Here is a 15,533-nt window from a genome sequence, read left to right as displayed (position 1 = left end):
GGTTTTGCGATTTTCAACCCCTAAAATGCGAATGAGGTCGCGACTGCGACCCCATAGGGTTGAGTGCCCACAGAATCATCCACAGAATCATACCCAGGGGCGGGCCTGACTCGCGTGATCCTCGAACTTGTCGATGTGGTGGTTTTTTTCCATTGTCAGGCCGATGTCGTCCAGACCATTCAACAAGCAGTGCTTGCGGTGGGGATCAATGTCAAACTCGATCACCACTCCGTCCGATGTGGTGATCTGCTGATCTTCCAGATGCACGGTCATACGGGCATTTTCGCCCTTGTGCGCATCGTCCATCAGAACTGCATGATGCTCTTCTTCAACCACGATGGGCAGGATGCCGTTCTTGAAGCAGTTGTTGAAGAAGATGTCGGCAAAGCTGGTCGAGATCACAACCTTGATCCCGAAATCCTTGATCGCCCAGGGCGCATGTTCCCGCGACGAGCCACAGCCGAAATTGTCACCAGCCACCAGAATCTCGGTGTTGCGATAAGCGGGTTTGTTCAGAACAAACTCTTCGTTCTCGCCGCCATGATCATGATAGCGCATCTCATCAAACAGAACGACGCCAAGACCCGACCGTTTAATGGTTTTCAGGTGCACTTTAGGGATGATCATATCGGTGTCGATATTGATCAGCGGCATTGGGGCGGCCACCCCGTGGACTTTTTCAAACTTTTCCATGTTCTACACTCCTGCGAGAGAGGGCCGCGCCCATATCCCGCGTTTAAGCTTCTTTCGCTTCTGTTGTTTCGTCTTTGGGTGCGTTCTTGACGAAGAACGCCATGAAGACCAATCCGAACCCGTTGAACAGCATCTCGATGCCTAGGAAGATCCCCAGAATGCTCAGCAGCGCCTGCGGTTCCTGCCCGACATAGCTCCAGATGATACCGGCCAGCACGATCGACAAGATGCCCGAGATCAGCGTTGGCCAGAAGAACTGAGTTCCGCGCATCTGGAAGGACAGGATGATCCGCGCGATGCCACCTGCCATGAACAGGATCAGCATCACGGTCGCCAAGGTCAGTGTGCCCTGCAGCGGGTGATCCAGAAAGGACCAGCCAAGGAACAGCATGACCGCACCCATGATGAGTGACAGGATTTTGTTACCGGTGCCTTCGACGGTGAACCCGCCGACAACCTGCAGTGCGCCGGTGACCAGCAGCAACACACCGGTGACCACCGTCACCGCAATCGACGCCACAACCGGCGCGCCCAGTACGAAGATACCGAACGCGATGGATAGCAGTCCCAGCAACAGCCATTTGACCCAATCACTCATCTGTGAATTCCCTCAAAAGTTGATTTATGAGGGCAGCTTACATCAACTCTCGGACGTCTGTAAGACGTCCTGTGATGGCAGCTGCGGCGGCCATGGCCGGGCTCAGCAAGTGGGTCCGCCCTCCGCGGCCCTGACGACCTTCGAAATTGCGGTTCGAGGTCGCGGCACAACGCTCGCCCGGTTGCAACTGGTCAGGGTTCATCGCCAAACACATTGAGCATCCGGCCAAACGCCATTCGAAACCAGCGTCCTTGAATATCTCGGCCAGACCTTCTTCTTCGGCCTGAGCGCGAACAAGGCCCGACCCCGGCACGACCATGGCCCGCATGCCGTCTTTGATCTTTTTGCCTTTCAGGATCTCGGCCGCGGCACGCAGGTCTTCGATCCGGCCATTGGTGCAGGACCCGATAAAGACGGTGTCGATTTCCACATCGCTGAGTTTCTGACCGGCTTCCAGACCCATATACTCGATAGACCGGCGGGCCGCGTCGACCTTGCCGCCTTCGAAATCCTCGGGGTGAGGGACCGATGCGGTGATCGGCAGAACGTCCTCGGGGCTGGTGCCCCATGTGACGACAGGTGCGATGTCTTCGCCCCGCAGGGTGATGACCTTGTCGAAATGCGCGCCTTCATCGGTGTAGAGCGTTTTCCACCAGTCCATCGCGGCTTCCCACTGGGCCCCTTTGGGCGCATGCGGGCGGCCTTTGACATATTCGAACGTGGTCTCATCCGGCGCAATCAGGCCAGCGCGGGCGCCGCCTTCGATGGCCATGTTGCAGACGGTCATGCGGCCTTCCATCGACAGATCGCGGATCGCTTCGCCGCAATATTCGATAACATAGCCGGTGCCGCCAGCGGTGCCGGTCTCACCGATCACGGCCAGAGTGATATCCTTGGCGGTCACACCCGGCTGCAATTTGCCGGTGATCTCGACCTTCATGTTCTTGGATTTCTTCTGAATCAGAGTCTGGGTGGCCAGAACGTGTTCGACCTCAGACGTCCCGATGCCGTGGGCCAGTGCACCAAACGCGCCATGGGTGGCGGTGTGGCTGTCGCCGCAAACAACGGTCATGCCGGGCAGGGTCCAGCCCTGTTCCGGGCCGACGATGTGAACGATACCCTGACGCACGTCATTCACTGGGTAGTAGTGAATACCAAAATCCTTGGCGTTCTTATCCAGCGCTTCAACCTGAATGCGCGATTCCGGGTTCTCAATTCCGTTCACACGATCCGGCGTGGTGGGCACATTATGGTCGGGCACGGCAATTGTCTTTTCCGGTGCGCGTACCTGACGTCCCGCCATACGCAGGCCCTCGAACGCCTGTGGGCTGGTGACTTCGTGCACCAGATGGCGGTCGATATAAAGCAGGCAGGTGCCATCATCGGCTTCATGCGCGACATGGGCATCCCAGATCTTGTCATAGAGTGTTTTGGGGGACATCTGTCCTCTCCCCGTATGTAATGAGAAATAGCTGGCGAGGTGGCTTAGGCCGCGGATAGGCGGGCCAGAACCGTGCGGGCAGCCCCATAGAACCGCTCGCGCAGGCGCGCGCGATCTTCTAGATTTTGTTCTTGGGCCACATTGAGTCTCATGGGCACCAGATACTATCCGCTTGAGATTGGTTCAAGGGAAATGGACGGGTCGTCTATCATGGCTTCCAGCAAGTCGCCCGGTTGGCAGTCTAAGACCTGGCACAACTTGGCAAGTGTTTCGAACCGCACACCTTTGACTTTGCCGGATTTCAAAAGACTTAAATTCTGCTCTGTGATGCCGATCGCCAATGCAAGGTCACGCCCCTTGATCTTGCGTTTGGCCATCATGACATCAAGCCGCACGATTATCTGCATCAAACGAATTCCCGATTCTCGCGATCGATCGATACGGCTTCGGCAAAGATCCATCCAATCAGATAGACAAGCCCCGCGCATAGCAGCATGAGAAGGTCTGACGAGCTAAAACTCACCACTAGGCTACGATCTCCGCTGGCTTTTCCGATGCTTTCAGCAAGGCTGATCAAAGTGTTGTCAAAGGACTGGAACACAGCGAGCGCCAGTATCGCCCGTCCTAAACGCTGCACGTTTTCCGCAGTCTCAGGCACGAGAACAGCGCCGCGTGCGCAGTCTTTTAGGATTGAGCGCAGGATCCAAAGCATTCGGATCAACAATGCCAACCCAATCGCTGCGATCACCGCCAACGCGATGAAACGAACGAAATACGCATCGGACCATGCCTTGGATAAAGAAGGAATTTCACCGCTGACGGCTGCGTAGATCGCCAAAGCCGGGATCACGAAGATCGCGCCATTGGTTAGTCGGTTAAGCCATTTCGCCATATGTGTAACGCGGTGTCGCATGAGCTTATCTCTTTCAAGCAATAATTTATTGTATAACAATAAAGAATGATTCGAAAGAATGAAATTTTAGGCTCTTATTGGTGCTATGCCCCTGCTTTTTTGGCCAACAAATTATGCATCGATGCACCAGATTCGATTTGAACAAAGATTGCATTCGGGCCTTCATTGAAATGTCACGGGGCGTTTGTTACTTTATGACTATCCCGGCGCCGGGGATTTGGCGGCGTATAGCAAAGGAGGACTATGTCCTGTCTCTACATACCCAGGCGGGTTTGCCTGCCGAAGACGGGGCCGCAGTGATGGCCCACTCTCAGTCAATCAGCGACAAGCTGCTTGAACGCATCCTTTCCTCACTTTCCGATGACAAGGCCGAAGATGTCGTGCAGATCAATCTGCGTGGTAAGTCCTCGGTTGCGGATCACATGGTGATTGCCTCGGGTCGGTCGACCCGTCAGGTCGCGGCCATGGCGGAAAAGCTGACGGATCGCATCAAGCAGGAGTTTGGTTTCACATCGAAAGTCGAAGGCAAGGATGCCGGGGACTGGGTGTTGATCGATACGGGCGACGTTATCGTTCATATCTTCCGCCCCGAAGTGCGTGAATTCTACCAGCTGGAAAAGATGTGGCAGCCTGCGGGCGGCAGCGCCTCAGCTAACTGAGGCGCCATCCTGGCCTGTATTGAAAGGCCGGAGGCTAGAGAAATATGCGTATCAGCATAGTTGCGGTCGGGCGATTGCGTGCCGGACCCGAGAAGTCCCTGCTTGACGATTACCTGACCCGTTTCGACCGCACCGGCCGTGGCCTGGGCCTTGGCCCTGCGCAGGTGATCGAGGTTGAAGACAAGAAAAACGCAGGGATGGCAGCCGAAGCTGCGTTGCTACGCAAGGCGCTGCCCAAAGGGGCGGTGATCTGTGCGCTGGATGAGCGCGGGCGGCTGATGTCCTCACCCGATTTTGCCCAAAAGCTGGGGAGTTGGCGCGACGCCGGGCGGCAGGATCTGGCGCTGATCATCGGCGGAGCGGACGGTATAGACCCCTCGCTACGGTCCGAGGCGGATTTTTCCATCTCATTCGGGTCCATGGTCTGGCCCCATATGCTGGTCCGTGTGATGCTGGCCGAGCAACTGTATCGGGCCGCAACCATCTTGTCGGGCGGCCCCTATCACCGGGTTTAAAACGAGTCTGACATGGCGCAGCTTCTGATTGTCTATCATTCACGCACTGGCGGTGCCCGGCAAATGGCTGAGGCGGCAGCTGAGGCGGGTGGGGATGAGGCAGGTATCGTCTTGAAAACCGCTGATCAGGCTGGGCCCGAAGACTTGCTGGCCGCCGACGGCTACATTTTCTGCGCCCCCGAAAACCTCGCCGCAATTTCGGGCCTTATGAAAGAGTTCTTTGATCGCAGTTACTATCCCGTTCTGGGCCGGATCGAAGGTCGCCCCTACGCCCAGATGATCTGCGCCGGGTCCGACGGAGAGAATGCCGCACGCCAAACCGCCCGCATCGCCACCGGCTGGCGGTTGAAAGAAGTGCAGCCGCCTTTGATCATTTGCACTCATGCTCAATCGCCCGACGCGATACTCGCCGAGAAGGTCATCCCCCAAAATCAATTGGACAAATGCCGTGAAATTGGCGCGGCGATGGCAGCGGGTCTAAGCCTCGGGGTGTTCTGACCCTCAGTTCAGGTCGATCACCGTGGTATTGTCGCTCCAACCGCCGACATTGTCACGCGCTTGGATCTGGACCCGCGTGATGCCTTCGGGAATGGCAACTCCGCCAAGGGATCGGGTGAAGGGCTGTTCATCAACATGCGGGTGGTGCAACACGCGCATACCCAATTCGGTCCCGTCCATGTCCAGAACACGCCAGCCATCTGCGTAGTCGTCCCAACCTGTGTCCGGGTGGCGGATTGTGACGTCGAATCGCCAGGTTTCACCACTGCGCTGGGCGGTGACGTTTTGGATCACCGGAGCATCGGCAAAGGCGGGGGTGGCCAGCAAGGTGCAAAGAATAAGGTATCTCATGTGGTGATCTTACCTTGTCTTGCCCACCATGACGATCACGATCCGGTGTCGAGCAAAATCGTGCGCGATTGCGATGCAAATTCCCGCCGATAGAGCATGGCCATCGTGATCATCGTGCCCAGAATCAACGGGATTGGTCCCAATATCCAAGCCGCGGCGGCCAGGGCAAAATAGGTAGCACGTAGCGCGCGGTTGAAACTGCGCGCCGCGGTGACACAGATCTCGGCTGCCTGTGCGGCGCGTGCGTAAGCTGTGGGGTCGTCAGGCTCATTCGGGACTGCGGCCATCAGCACCGCGCAATAACCGAACAGGCGATGTGCCCAGACGTATTTCAGGAATGCATTGGCCAGAAACAGAAGGATGATCAATATCTTGACCTCCCACACCAATGCAGGTGCTGTACCCAGTGCCAAATCCTCGGCCAGCCCGGCCAAACGTTGAGGATTGCCCAACAAGGCGAGCCCTCCGCCGATAGCGATCATAGTAGTCGAGGCAAAAAACGTGCTTCCCTGCCGCATCGTGCCAACCACTTGCGCATCGAACATGCGCGGCTGTCGGGTGACCATTTCCTTCATCCAATCCCGGCGATAGCCATCCATGATACGACTGACCGAGGGCTTCTGAGCGGAGGCGTTTTCAACCCGCCAACCGATCCAAAGCCAGGACCCCAGCAACAGCAGCAAAGCGGCATAGTCGAGCAGGGAAAAAGGAAGGGATTGAGCGATCCAGGACATGACTGCGACACTAAGTCGGAAGATCGAAACTTGCCAGATGCGGAAATTGGTAATATTATTTTACCAAATTGGAGGATCAGCCATGGAAATGCCCCAGCCAAATCCCGATGTGCTTGCGCGAAAGCACCGCGTTTTGGCGCGACTGCAGCAAGTTCTACCCGATGATGCGGTGATCCACGACCCGGCAGAAACACGCGCCTATGAATGTGACGCGCTGACTGCGTATCGCTGCCCGCCGATGCTGGCGGTGCTGCCGTCGACGACACAAGAGGTTTCGGATGTTTTGCGTATCTGCCACGAGGAGGACGTGCCGGTGGTTCCGCGCGGCGCGGGAACGTCGCTAGCGGGTGGTGCGCTGCCGACGGCGGATTGCGTGATTCTGGGTGTGGCGCGCATGAACGACGTGCTGGAGACCGATTATGACAACCGCTTTATCCGCGTTCAGACCGGCCGCACCAATCTGAGCGTAACCGGAGCGGTTGAGGAAGAAGATTTCTTTTATGCACCGGACCCTTCGTCGCAGTTGGCTTGTGCAATTGCGGGGAACATCGCGATGAATTCGGGTGGGGCGCATTGTCTGAAATACGGCGTGACCACGAACAACCTGCTGGGTGTCAAGATGGTGATGATGGATGGACGCGTGGTCGAGATCGGCGGCGCGCATCTGGATTCCGGCGGGCTGGACTTGTTGGGGGTTATCTGCGGCTCGGAAGGGCAGTTGGGCGTGGTGACTGAGGCGACGCTGCGTATCCTGCGCAAGCCCGAAGGCGCGCGGCCTGTGCTGATGGGGTTCGATGACAATGAGGTGGCCGGTCAGTGCGTTTCGGACATCATAAAATCGGGCATCCTGCCGGTGGCGATAGAGTTCATGGACCGCCTGTGTATTCAGACCTGCGAGAACTTTGCCAATGCTGGATATCCCGATTGCGAAGCTTTGCTGATTGTCGAGGTTGAAGGCTCACAAAAGGAGATTGACGACCAACTGGCAAAAATCATCGAGATTGCCAACCGCCACAACCCTGTCGAGTTGCGTGAAAGCCAGTCACCCGAAGAAAGCGCCAAGATCTGGTTGGGTCGGAAGTCGGCCTTTGGCGCGATCGGGCAACTAAACGATTACATGTGCCTCGATGGTACGATTCCGGTGTCGTCTCTGCCCGAAGTGCTGCGGCGCATTGGTGAGTTGAGCAAGGACTACGGTCTGTCAGTCGGAAATGTGTTCCACGCGGGCGACGGGAACATGCACCCTCTGATCCTGTTTGACGCCAACAAACCCGGTGATCTGGAGAAATGCGAGGCCTTTGGTGCGGATATCCTGAAGCTGTGTGTCGATGTCGGCGGCTGCCTTACCGGAGAACATGGGGTGGGTATCGAAAAGCGGGATCTGATGTCGCATCAATATACGCCTGCAGACCTTGAGGCGCAGATGGCGGTGAAGGACGTGTTTGATCCGCAATGGCTGCTGAATCCGGCCAAGGTGTTTCCGCTGGATGTGTCCGAAGCTCGCCGAGCGGCGCAGATGGCGGCGGAATAGGACGCTCTGCCCCCGTCGCGCTCTGCGCGCCTCGCCCGAGGTATTTTTGAACAGAAGAAGTGACATGAGACCTGAGACAGAGATGGAACTGGCCGATATCGTGGCCGGGTTGAACGAGCCGGTGCGTATTCAGGGCGGAGGAACGCGCGGCGTGTTTGGGCCTGAACCGGTTTTGAGTACGGCGGGGTTGAATGGAATTTCGCTCTATGAGCCGGGCGCGCTGACTTTGGTGGCGCAGGCCGGGACACCGGTGGCAGAGGTCGAAGCAGCACTTGCGGCAGAAGGACAGCAACTGGCGTTTGAGCCTGCGGACTATCGTGCATTGCTGGGCAGTGCGGGCGAGCCGACGATTGGTGGCGTTGTGGCTGCCAATATCTCGGGCCCGCGGCGGATACAGGCCGGGGCGTGCCGGGATTTTCTGCTGGGTGTGCGGTATGTCGACGGGCGGGGGCAAGTCATCAAAAACGGCGGGCGAGTGATGAAGAATGTCACCGGCTATGATTTGGTCAAGCTGATGGCCGGGTCATGGGGCACGTTGGGAGTGCTGAGCGAGGTGTCTCTGAAAGTGCTGCCAAAGCCAGAGGCTGTGGCAGTATTGGGCATGCCAGTCACGCAGGTGTCCGCCGCAGTTCAGATGCTGTCGGCCGCGTTGAAATCCCCGTTTGAGGTGAGCGGTGCCGCTTATGATCCCGAATTGGGTCAGGCTCTGTTGCGGATCGAAGGGTTTGCCGACTCGGTCGCGTATCGGATCGATCAGTTGCAACGTGAGCTTTCCGTGTATGGCGAGGCTGCCCAGATCGAAGGGCCAGAGGAAACATGGCGCGCGATCCGGGATGTGGGCAGGTTTGCCGACAAAGAAGGTGATGTTTGGCGCATTTCCATAAAACCCTCGGATGCGGCAGAAGTTGCGGCGCGGTTGGAAGCCAAAAACCTGCTGCTGGATTGGGGTGGCGGGCTTGTTTGGGCGCTTGTGGATGCGGGAACAGATATTCGCGCGCGACTGGGTGAATTCGATGGCCACGCCACGCTTGTTCGCGCAGCGCCAGAAACAATTCAAACACTTGGTCGGTTTCAGCCCGAGTCCGAACCGCTGGCAGGCTTAACACGGGACTTGCGGCGGAAGTTCGATCCGAAAGGCCTTTTTAATCAGGGGCTTATGGGGTAATCCGATGCAAACGACATTCACCGAAGACCAGCTGAAAGACCCGGGAACCCGGCGCGCGAATGAGATTCTGCGCAACTGTGTTCATTGCGGGTTTTGCACAGCAACGTGCCCAACCTATCAGGTTCTGGGGGATGAGCTGGATAGCCCGCGAGGCCGGATTTATCTGATCAAGGATATGCTCGAGAACGAGCGTGTGCCGGATGAAAAGACGGTGAAACATATTGATCGGTGCCTGTCGTGTCTGGCCTGTATGACGACTTGTCCGTCAGGCGTGCACTATATGCATCTGGTCGATCACGCGCGGGAATACATCGAAAACAACTACAAACGCCCCCTCTCTGATCGTATCTTGCGCTGGGTTCTGGCGCAGATTCTGCCCTATCCGATGCGGTTTCGCTGGGCGCTGATCGGGGCCAAGCTGGGGCGGCCATTTCGTTGGCTGATGCCGGATGCGCGATTGCGGGCAATGTTGGATATGGCACCCAAGTACATTCCTCCGGTCAGTCGGAATGATGATCCTCAAAGCTTTGCACCCAAAGCGCTGCGCAAGAAACGCGTCGCGTTGATGACAGGCTGTGCGCAAAAGGCGCTGAACACCGATATCAATGATGCCACAATCCGGCTGTTGACCCGATTGGGATGCGAGGTTGTCGTGGCCGAAGGCGCGGGGTGCTGTGGCGCTCTGACCCACCACATGGGTAAAAGCCGCGACAGCCACGCCGCCGCCGCCGCAAACATCCGCGCCTGGACGCAGGAGATGAATGGGGATGGCCTGGATGCGATTGTGATCAACACCTCCGGCTGCGGCACGACCGTCAAAGATTACGGGCATATGTTCCGCAATGAGGATCTGGCAGAGGATGCAGCGCGAGTCTCAGGCATGACTATGGATATCAGCGAGTTGCTGATGCAGCTGGATATGCCCGAACAGGGTGATCAAGGCCTGACGGTTGCGTATCACGCGGCGTGTTCTTTGCAGCATGGGCAAAAGATCAAGACCTACCCCAAGGACCTGTTGAAACGCGCGGGTTTCAAGGTGGTCGAACCATCGGACAGCCATCTGTGCTGCGGCAGTGCCGGGACGTATAACCTGATGCAGCCCGAAATCTCTGCCAAGCTGAAAGACCGCAAGGTCAGAACATTGGAAGCCAAAAAACCTGATATCATCGCTGCAGGGAATATCGGGTGTATGATGCAGATTGGCTCGGCTACCGAGGTGCCGATTGTGCACACCGTCGAATTGTTGGATTGGGTCACAGGCGGGCCGAAACCACGGGCGTTGAGCACTGGGTATATGGCGTCCGATGTGCCAGTCTTGCGCTGAACCGGCGTGATGCACCGCCGCATCACGACCGGCAAATTCCCTGACCGCCCTATTTTCGCCGTACCCGCCCCGTACGACAGTTGGCCGGGGGAATCGGGCGGAGTACCGCGTGCGAAACTGGATAAAAGCAATCGCGCTCTGTGTGCTGCCTATAGCGGCCACCGCGCAGGATAGCGGGCTGAAAAGCCTTGATACATCGGATTCCGGGCGGGATTGGATGGCTGTCGGGCGTCTGGACATCAAAGGTGTTGGGTTTTGCACCGGCACTCTGGTTGCACCAGATCTCGTGCTGACTGCCGCACATTGCATGTACAACAAATCCACGGGCCAACTTATCGATCCGGCGGATATGGAATTTCTCGCTGGCTGGCGCTTAGGTAGAGCGCTGGCCTATCGCGATGTGCGCCGCGTGGCGATTCATCCCGATTATAGTTTCCAAGCAAAGATATCCCAAAATAGCTTCGGTTGTGATGTTGCCTTGGTTGAGCTGTGGCAGCCTATCAGAAACATATCAGTATCTCCTTTTGAGATCGGTGCTGCGCCAAAGCGGGGCCAAAAGGTAGGTGTGGTCTCATATGCGCAAAACCGGGCCGAGGCTCCTTCGCTGCAACAGGTGTGCTCGGTCGTGAACCGGCAATCGGATGTTGTGGTGATGTCCTGCGATGTGAATTTCGGATCATCGGGGGCGCCGGTGTTTCTGTTTTCTGAACCAGAACCGCAGGTTGTCTCGGTTATCTCTGCAAAGGCCAGCATGAATGGGGAAAGTGTGGCAATCGGTACGACTGTCGAGAAGGCGTTCGAATTGTTACAGGCTGAACTTGAGGCCGGACGTGGTATCGATTCATCCGCTTTGAGCGGCAGTGGCGGCAAAAATGTCGGAGCGAGGTTTATCAAGCCATGATCAAAACGATACTTACGGCTCTTTTCGGTCTCGCCCTTTTGACAACAACAGCCGAGGCGCAGGCCAACAAGCGCAAACTGACGGATCGTGAAGACCTGTACGGGTGGGAGGCGATCGGCCGGCTTGACGTTGGCACGCAGTCGTTTTGCACCGGGACATTGATCGCGCAGGATCTGGTTTTGACAGCGGCGCATTGTGCTTTGGACAGGGCAACCGGCAAGCCATATGTGCCCGGTGAAGTCACGTTTCGCGCTGGGCTGAGCAATGGCACTGCGCTGGCTGAACGCAAAGTGGTGCAAATCGTACCACATCCTGGCTATGACGCGGGCGCAGCTTTGTCCGTAGAGAATATTCGGGATGATGTTGCGCTGATGCGGCTGGAAGAACCGATCCCCTATTCGGTTGCTGACCCATTTGCCCTGCATGACGGGCGTGTTCCAAATGGGGAAATCAGCATTGCATCCTATGGCCGCGGACGGGCCGAGGCGATCACACGCGAACGGTCCTGCAGCATTCTGCAACGGCGTCTGGGGCTAATCACCTTCAACTGCGATATCACTTTTGGTTCGTCCGGTTCGGCGATCCTGGCAAAGAACGGCGCGCGTTGGCAGATTCTGTCGGTCGTATCGGCAGTCAGCGTGCGCGGTGGCGAGAAGATAGGGTTTGGGATGGAACTAAAAAATGTCGTCTCTGAGTTAAAGGCGATCATGCGCAGCAATGCGCCCAAACCCAAAGCCTCGATCCGTCGTTTGCAGGTGGGGTCTGACAAATCCAGCTCGGGCGCGAAATTCATCAGCTCGGGCGGGGGTTGAACTCAGTCAAATTGCTACCCATGTGAATTGTACCGGATCGCCACAGATGGGGTTCGGTATCTCTAATCGCCCGTCCAATTGGAGGGCTGAATTCGTAAATCGCTCAAGGATGAGGATACGACACATGCGTACTTTTGATTTTGCACCGCTGCACCGCGCCACTATTGGGTTTGACCAGATCGCAGACATGATGGACCGCGTTCTGACCAATGACGTCGCACAGCCCAGCTACCCCCCATACAACATCGAAAAAACCGATGCCGACACCTACCGGATTTCCGTTGCTGTAGCTGGGTTTTCCGAGGATGATCTGTCTGTCGAAGTGAAGGAAAATTCACTTGTCGTGGCAGGGAAGAAAGCCGCCGAGGACAAAGAGCGCAGCTACCTGCACCGCGGCATCGCCACCCGCGCGTTTGAGCGTCGCTTTGCGTTGGCCGACCATGTCCGCGTCACCGGCGCGAGCCATGAAAACGGCATGCTGAACATCGATCTGAAACGCGAAGTGCCCGAGGCGCTGAAACCGCGCCGGATCGAGATTTCATCGTCCAAGGCAATCGAAAAAGACGTGGTTGACGCCAAGGCGGTCAACTAACACCTGAAAGTTCTGCGACAGTCGCCTCCTCCCAGACTGTCGCAACACACGCCCCGCGTTCCTCCAGACGCGGGGCGTTGTTTTTCCGGATCGAGATTTTCGCAAAGCGGTTGTTGTTGTCCTCTGTGATTGCGGATCGAAGGATGCCGGGGGGTTCTATGTGCCGACGTCGAAAAACTCCAGCTGGCGGCTTCGTTGCTGCGCTTGCTCCGATGACCGCAACGCTGAAAGCAACCCAGCTGCGATCAGATGCGCTGGTCAAAAATACCAGGCAGCATGATGTTTTCTCACAAAACCTTGACGTGTCAGCGCAATAACTCTGCACAGAGGATCGCCATATTGAATGCATGCAGAGCGTATCAAATTCGCTTTACCGAAAGGAGCTAAGAGATGAAAAAGGTAATGATTACATCCGCCACCGTGTTCGCGCTTTTTTGTAAGTGCGGGAATATCTGTGGCGAGCCCATTGAGCGGCAATGGCCACCAAACCAGTGAATTGGATGGCTCTGGCTTTTTTGTGAACTCAGAGTATTCGCACGCGGATGATTGCGACTCGTGCACTGATGCCTGGTCATAGATGTGCCGAAGCGTTAACAGCGGGCGCCCGGCTGGACCTTGACAGGCACTCTAGCCCGCTCGAACGCTGCCCGGAGATTGGCCAGTCCAAGCCTTATAGGCATTGGTAAACGCAGCCTGATCAGAGTAGCCGAGCGCAAATGCAATTTCAGAAATACTCAGCTTGGGATCATCAAGATACTGTTCGGCCAGTCTTTTGCGAATATCCTTGAGAAGCTGCTTGTAGGTCGTGTCTTCTTTGGCAAGTTTGCGCCCAAGTGTGCTGACACTCATCCCAAGCGTCTTGGCGATTTCATCTTGTGTTGGCGCGCTAAATGACAGTCGCGACGTAATTTCACCCTGAACCAACTAGCTTGTTTCTCCGATGGCTGGCGGCAAATCCTTCATCAGGCTTTGTACATGTGTTTCAAGATGCAAAAGCAACGCAGGATCTGTGTCCTTGATCGGAATGTCTATGACTGCCTTATCAAATAGTATACCTGGAACCCTTTGATTATGTTTGACATTGACAGAGAGTGCGTCGGAGATCTGAGTTTTCTTTTCTGCGGTCAATTCGTGCGGAAAACGTAACTCGAGCACTGGTAGCGGTGTCTCGGCGGCAATCTGAAGACTGGTTAGCAGGGCGGAAATTCGAAATTCATTGTGCGCCCCATCTGCATGCATAAGCTGTGCTTCGGAATCTATCTGCAAGAACATGCCAAGCTCTTCTTCATAGAATGACAGTTTGGCGAAGCTCCGCGCCAAACGGGCGTAGTTTGCCGCCTTCTCGATTGCCTCACCAACGGTTGGGGAATTCAGAACGACATAGCTGAGAAGTGTTGTTTTTCGCGGGTTGAACGTCATCCCCGCAGAGATTGCAAACATGGGGTCGCTGCATTCTTCGATGGCAAGTTCCAACAGACGCAGCTCATTCCGCACATCAACAGAATTCGGAGGAGTTTCATGCGCATCTACGGGAAGATTGGCCGATCTCAGAAGCGCAGCGATATCTGAACCACGATTGTCTAGCAGTTTGGCTATGTGATGCACGCCAAAACCGGGAACACTCCAAGTCTGACTATCAGGCGTCATGTTGTTTTCTTTCATGTTGGTATGCCGTCTGAAACCCAGGAACAGGACCAAGCCGGGCCTTTTTCTATTGAATACAATAATAAGCGATGCGCAAAGGCCATGCCAGGCAATCGTTTACTTGCTGTCAGAGACAGAAAATTGAAGCACCGCGTCACGCAGTTGAACAACAGCTTGGCAATTTGACGGAAATTACCAAAAAACTGAGCTCCCCTCACAATAACAAAAGCTGTCTTGTTCTTAGGTTGGAGATGTAACCGCAAGGTAAGGAGGAAAAAATGGAACACTTCAACGCAATTAAGAAACTCATTGTCGCGCCAGCATTGGTAATCGCTCTGACCGCAGGATCTGCCATGGCGAGACCGGGTCATCACTCTGGTGGTCATGTTCATCATGGCGCTCAGATCAGCCAGTCGGAAGCGGCCCGGGACACGGCAGGCCAAGGCGCGGATACGACTACAACTGTCGTTGGGAAAGTCGTGAACCTCATTGCCAATCTCTCTCCGTTAGATGCGACGCAAGATATGGGCACCCGGCAGGAGTTCCAGGCTGTTCCCGGCAAAGGTGTCGCTCCGAACACTGATCTTTCTCAGCCTGAGGCCACGCAGAGTTCGGAAGGTCCAGTTTTCGACAAGGTTGAGAAATCGTCTGTGTCACAGAAGGCCAGCGGTGACTATTACCTGGGTGGTGAAGCACATTTTCAATCTGCTCACACGGCTAATGATACCGGACCTATTGATGCCAACGCGCGTGTTGGGACTGTGGATGGATCCATCGAACAGAACGCTGAACAAAAGGTTCAAGACATGTCTGGAGGTCAGTACATTGATGCGTTTGGAAAAGCCGTAGGGGGCGTACTTAAATTCAAGCAATGGCAAGATAATCCCACCAAACCCCCAATCGGTCGTAATACTGCCGATGCAGCAACGTTTTAAGCTGCTCGAACTGGGATAGGTCATAGCGACAAAGCGCTCTATCTCTTTCGAACCTCCAAGGCGCCTAAACAACGCAGTCCAACGCAATTAGATGTCCAAATCCAAGGTGGCTGGGTCATTGGTTGACCCAGCTATCTAAGGTTATTTGAGAGAGAGACCCAAAAAGCGATAAATCGCCGCGCACGACCAGGATCAAGCCGCACTGGCGTTGCCCAGCGTTCGGCGAA

General features: G+C 55.9%; 20 protein-coding genes. 10 read left to right on the top strand and 10 right to left on the bottom strand.

The window, feature by feature from the left end; genetic code table 11:
- Positions 1–87 precede the first annotated feature (87 nt).
- From leuD to ACR0JX_RS18490, 6 genes are read right to left on the bottom strand one after another with little or no spacing between them, the layout of a single operon-like run.
- A complete protein-coding gene (leuD, locus tag ACR0JX_RS18515) occupies positions 88–693 on the bottom strand; it encodes a 3-isopropylmalate dehydratase small subunit (protein ID WP_480545237.1) in 606 nt (201 codons plus the stop codon).
- A gap of 43 nt (positions 694–736) precedes the next feature.
- Positions 737–1,291, bottom strand: a complete 555-nt coding sequence (locus ACR0JX_RS18510) for an HdeD family acid-resistance protein (protein WP_480545236.1) — start codon at positions 1,289–1,291, stop codon at positions 737–739.
- Between the two features lie 37 nt (positions 1,292–1,328).
- A complete protein-coding gene (gene leuC, locus ACR0JX_RS18505) occupies positions 1,329–2,732 on the bottom strand; it encodes a 3-isopropylmalate dehydratase large subunit (RefSeq protein WP_480545235.1) in 1,404 nt (467 codons plus the stop codon).
- A gap of 44 nt (positions 2,733–2,776) precedes the next feature.
- Complete coding sequence (locus tag ACR0JX_RS18500) at positions 2,777–2,872, bottom strand: isopropylmalate isomerase (RefSeq protein ID WP_353012752.1); 96 nt, start codon at positions 2,870–2,872, stop codon at positions 2,777–2,779.
- A gap of 24 nt (positions 2,873–2,896) precedes the next feature.
- Complete coding sequence (locus ACR0JX_RS18495) at positions 2,897–3,139, bottom strand: helix-turn-helix domain-containing protein (protein ID WP_170537245.1); 243 nt, start codon at positions 3,137–3,139, stop codon at positions 2,897–2,899.
- Positions 3,139–3,645, bottom strand: a complete 507-nt coding sequence (locus tag ACR0JX_RS18490) for a DUF2975 domain-containing protein (RefSeq protein WP_480545234.1) — start codon at positions 3,643–3,645, stop codon at positions 3,139–3,141. Before ACR0JX_RS18490 ends, ACR0JX_RS18495 begins: the two co-directional genes overlap by 1 nt.
- 296 nt (positions 3,646–3,941) lie before the next feature.
- Here ACR0JX_RS18490 and rsfS point away from each other — a divergent pair, with 296 nt between their 5' ends.
- The 3 genes from rsfS to ACR0JX_RS18475 are packed head-to-tail and all read left to right on the top strand — an operon-like array spanning position 3,942 to position 5,317.
- Positions 3,942–4,304: a ribosome silencing factor gene (rsfS, locus tag ACR0JX_RS18485; protein WP_480545259.1), complete on the top strand. Its 363-nt coding sequence runs from the start codon at positions 3,942–3,944 to the stop codon at positions 4,302–4,304.
- A gap of 44 nt (positions 4,305–4,348) precedes the next feature.
- Positions 4,349–4,819 (top strand): 23S rRNA (pseudouridine(1915)-N(3))-methyltransferase RlmH, encoded by a 471-nt coding sequence (rlmH, locus tag ACR0JX_RS18480; protein ID WP_480545233.1) that lies wholly within the window; start codon positions 4,349–4,351, stop codon positions 4,817–4,819.
- 12 nt (positions 4,820–4,831) lie between these two features.
- On the top strand, positions 4,832–5,317 hold the full coding sequence (locus ACR0JX_RS18475; protein ID WP_480545232.1) for a flavodoxin family protein: 486 nt from the start codon (positions 4,832–4,834) through the stop codon (positions 5,315–5,317).
- A gap of 3 nt (positions 5,318–5,320) precedes the next feature.
- Here the strand turns inward: ACR0JX_RS18475 and ACR0JX_RS18470 are convergent, their stop codons facing one another.
- Positions 5,321–5,668, bottom strand: a complete 348-nt coding sequence (locus tag ACR0JX_RS18470) for a hypothetical protein (protein WP_480545231.1) — start codon at positions 5,666–5,668, stop codon at positions 5,321–5,323.
- 35 nt (positions 5,669–5,703) lie between these two features.
- Positions 5,704–6,402, bottom strand: a complete 699-nt coding sequence (locus tag ACR0JX_RS18465; RefSeq protein ID WP_480545230.1) for a DUF599 domain-containing protein — start codon at positions 6,400–6,402, stop codon at positions 5,704–5,706.
- Positions 6,403–6,484: 82 nt separating this feature from the next.
- Here ACR0JX_RS18465 and ACR0JX_RS18460 point away from each other — a divergent pair, with 82 nt between their 5' ends.
- From ACR0JX_RS18460 to ACR0JX_RS18435, 6 genes are all read left to right on the top strand, one after another.
- Positions 6,485–7,933: an FAD-linked oxidase C-terminal domain-containing protein gene (locus tag ACR0JX_RS18460; protein WP_480545229.1), complete on the top strand. Its 1,449-nt coding sequence runs from the start codon at positions 6,485–6,487 to the stop codon at positions 7,931–7,933.
- A 64-nt stretch (positions 7,934–7,997) separates the two neighbouring features.
- Positions 7,998–9,098 carry an FAD-binding protein gene (locus ACR0JX_RS18455; RefSeq protein WP_480545228.1) on the top strand — a complete coding sequence of 367 codons (1,101 nt, stop codon included), beginning with the start codon at positions 7,998–8,000 and terminating at the stop codon, positions 9,096–9,098.
- Between the two features lie 4 nt (positions 9,099–9,102).
- Entirely contained in the window at positions 9,103–10,422 is a 1,320-nt protein-coding gene (gene glcF / locus ACR0JX_RS18450; protein WP_480545227.1) for a glycolate oxidase subunit GlcF, read from the top strand.
- Positions 10,423–10,531: 109 nt separating this feature from the next.
- Positions 10,532–11,323, top strand: a complete 792-nt coding sequence (locus ACR0JX_RS18445) for a trypsin-like serine peptidase (RefSeq protein ID WP_480545226.1) — start codon at positions 10,532–10,534, stop codon at positions 11,321–11,323.
- Positions 11,320–12,135 (top strand): trypsin-like serine peptidase, encoded by an 816-nt coding sequence (locus ACR0JX_RS18440; protein WP_480545225.1) that lies wholly within the window; start codon positions 11,320–11,322, stop codon positions 12,133–12,135. The genes ACR0JX_RS18445 and ACR0JX_RS18440 overlap by 4 nt, the downstream gene beginning before the upstream one ends.
- 124 nt (positions 12,136–12,259) lie before the next feature.
- Positions 12,260–12,727 carry an Hsp20 family protein gene (locus ACR0JX_RS18435; RefSeq protein WP_480545224.1) on the top strand — a complete coding sequence of 156 codons (468 nt, stop codon included), beginning with the start codon at positions 12,260–12,262 and terminating at the stop codon, positions 12,725–12,727.
- 627 nt (positions 12,728–13,354) lie between these two features.
- Here the strand turns inward: ACR0JX_RS18435 and ACR0JX_RS18430 are convergent.
- Together ACR0JX_RS18430 and ACR0JX_RS18425 are read right to left on the bottom strand one after the other, a co-directional pair.
- On the bottom strand, positions 13,355–13,651 hold the full coding sequence (locus tag ACR0JX_RS18430; RefSeq protein ID WP_480545223.1) for a helix-turn-helix domain-containing protein: 297 nt from the start codon (positions 13,649–13,651) through the stop codon (positions 13,355–13,357).
- Positions 13,652–14,389: an AraC family transcriptional regulator ligand-binding domain-containing protein gene (locus ACR0JX_RS18425; protein ID WP_480545222.1), complete on the bottom strand. Its 738-nt coding sequence runs from the start codon at positions 14,387–14,389 to the stop codon at positions 13,652–13,654.
- A gap of 260 nt (positions 14,390–14,649) precedes the next feature.
- Between ACR0JX_RS18425 and ACR0JX_RS18420 the strand changes: the two genes are divergently transcribed.
- The gene (locus tag ACR0JX_RS18420; protein ID WP_480545221.1) at positions 14,650–15,306 is read left to right on the top strand and encodes a hypothetical protein; all 657 of its coding nucleotides are present in this window, start codon (positions 14,650–14,652) and stop codon (positions 15,304–15,306) included.
- The last annotated feature ends 227 nt before the right edge of the window (positions 15,307–15,533 follow it).

This window comes from Ruegeria sp. AH7, from assembly GCF_056541325.1.
The sequence above is the reverse complement of the archived record's forward strand: the minus strand, read 5'-3'. Positions and strand labels throughout refer to the sequence as shown.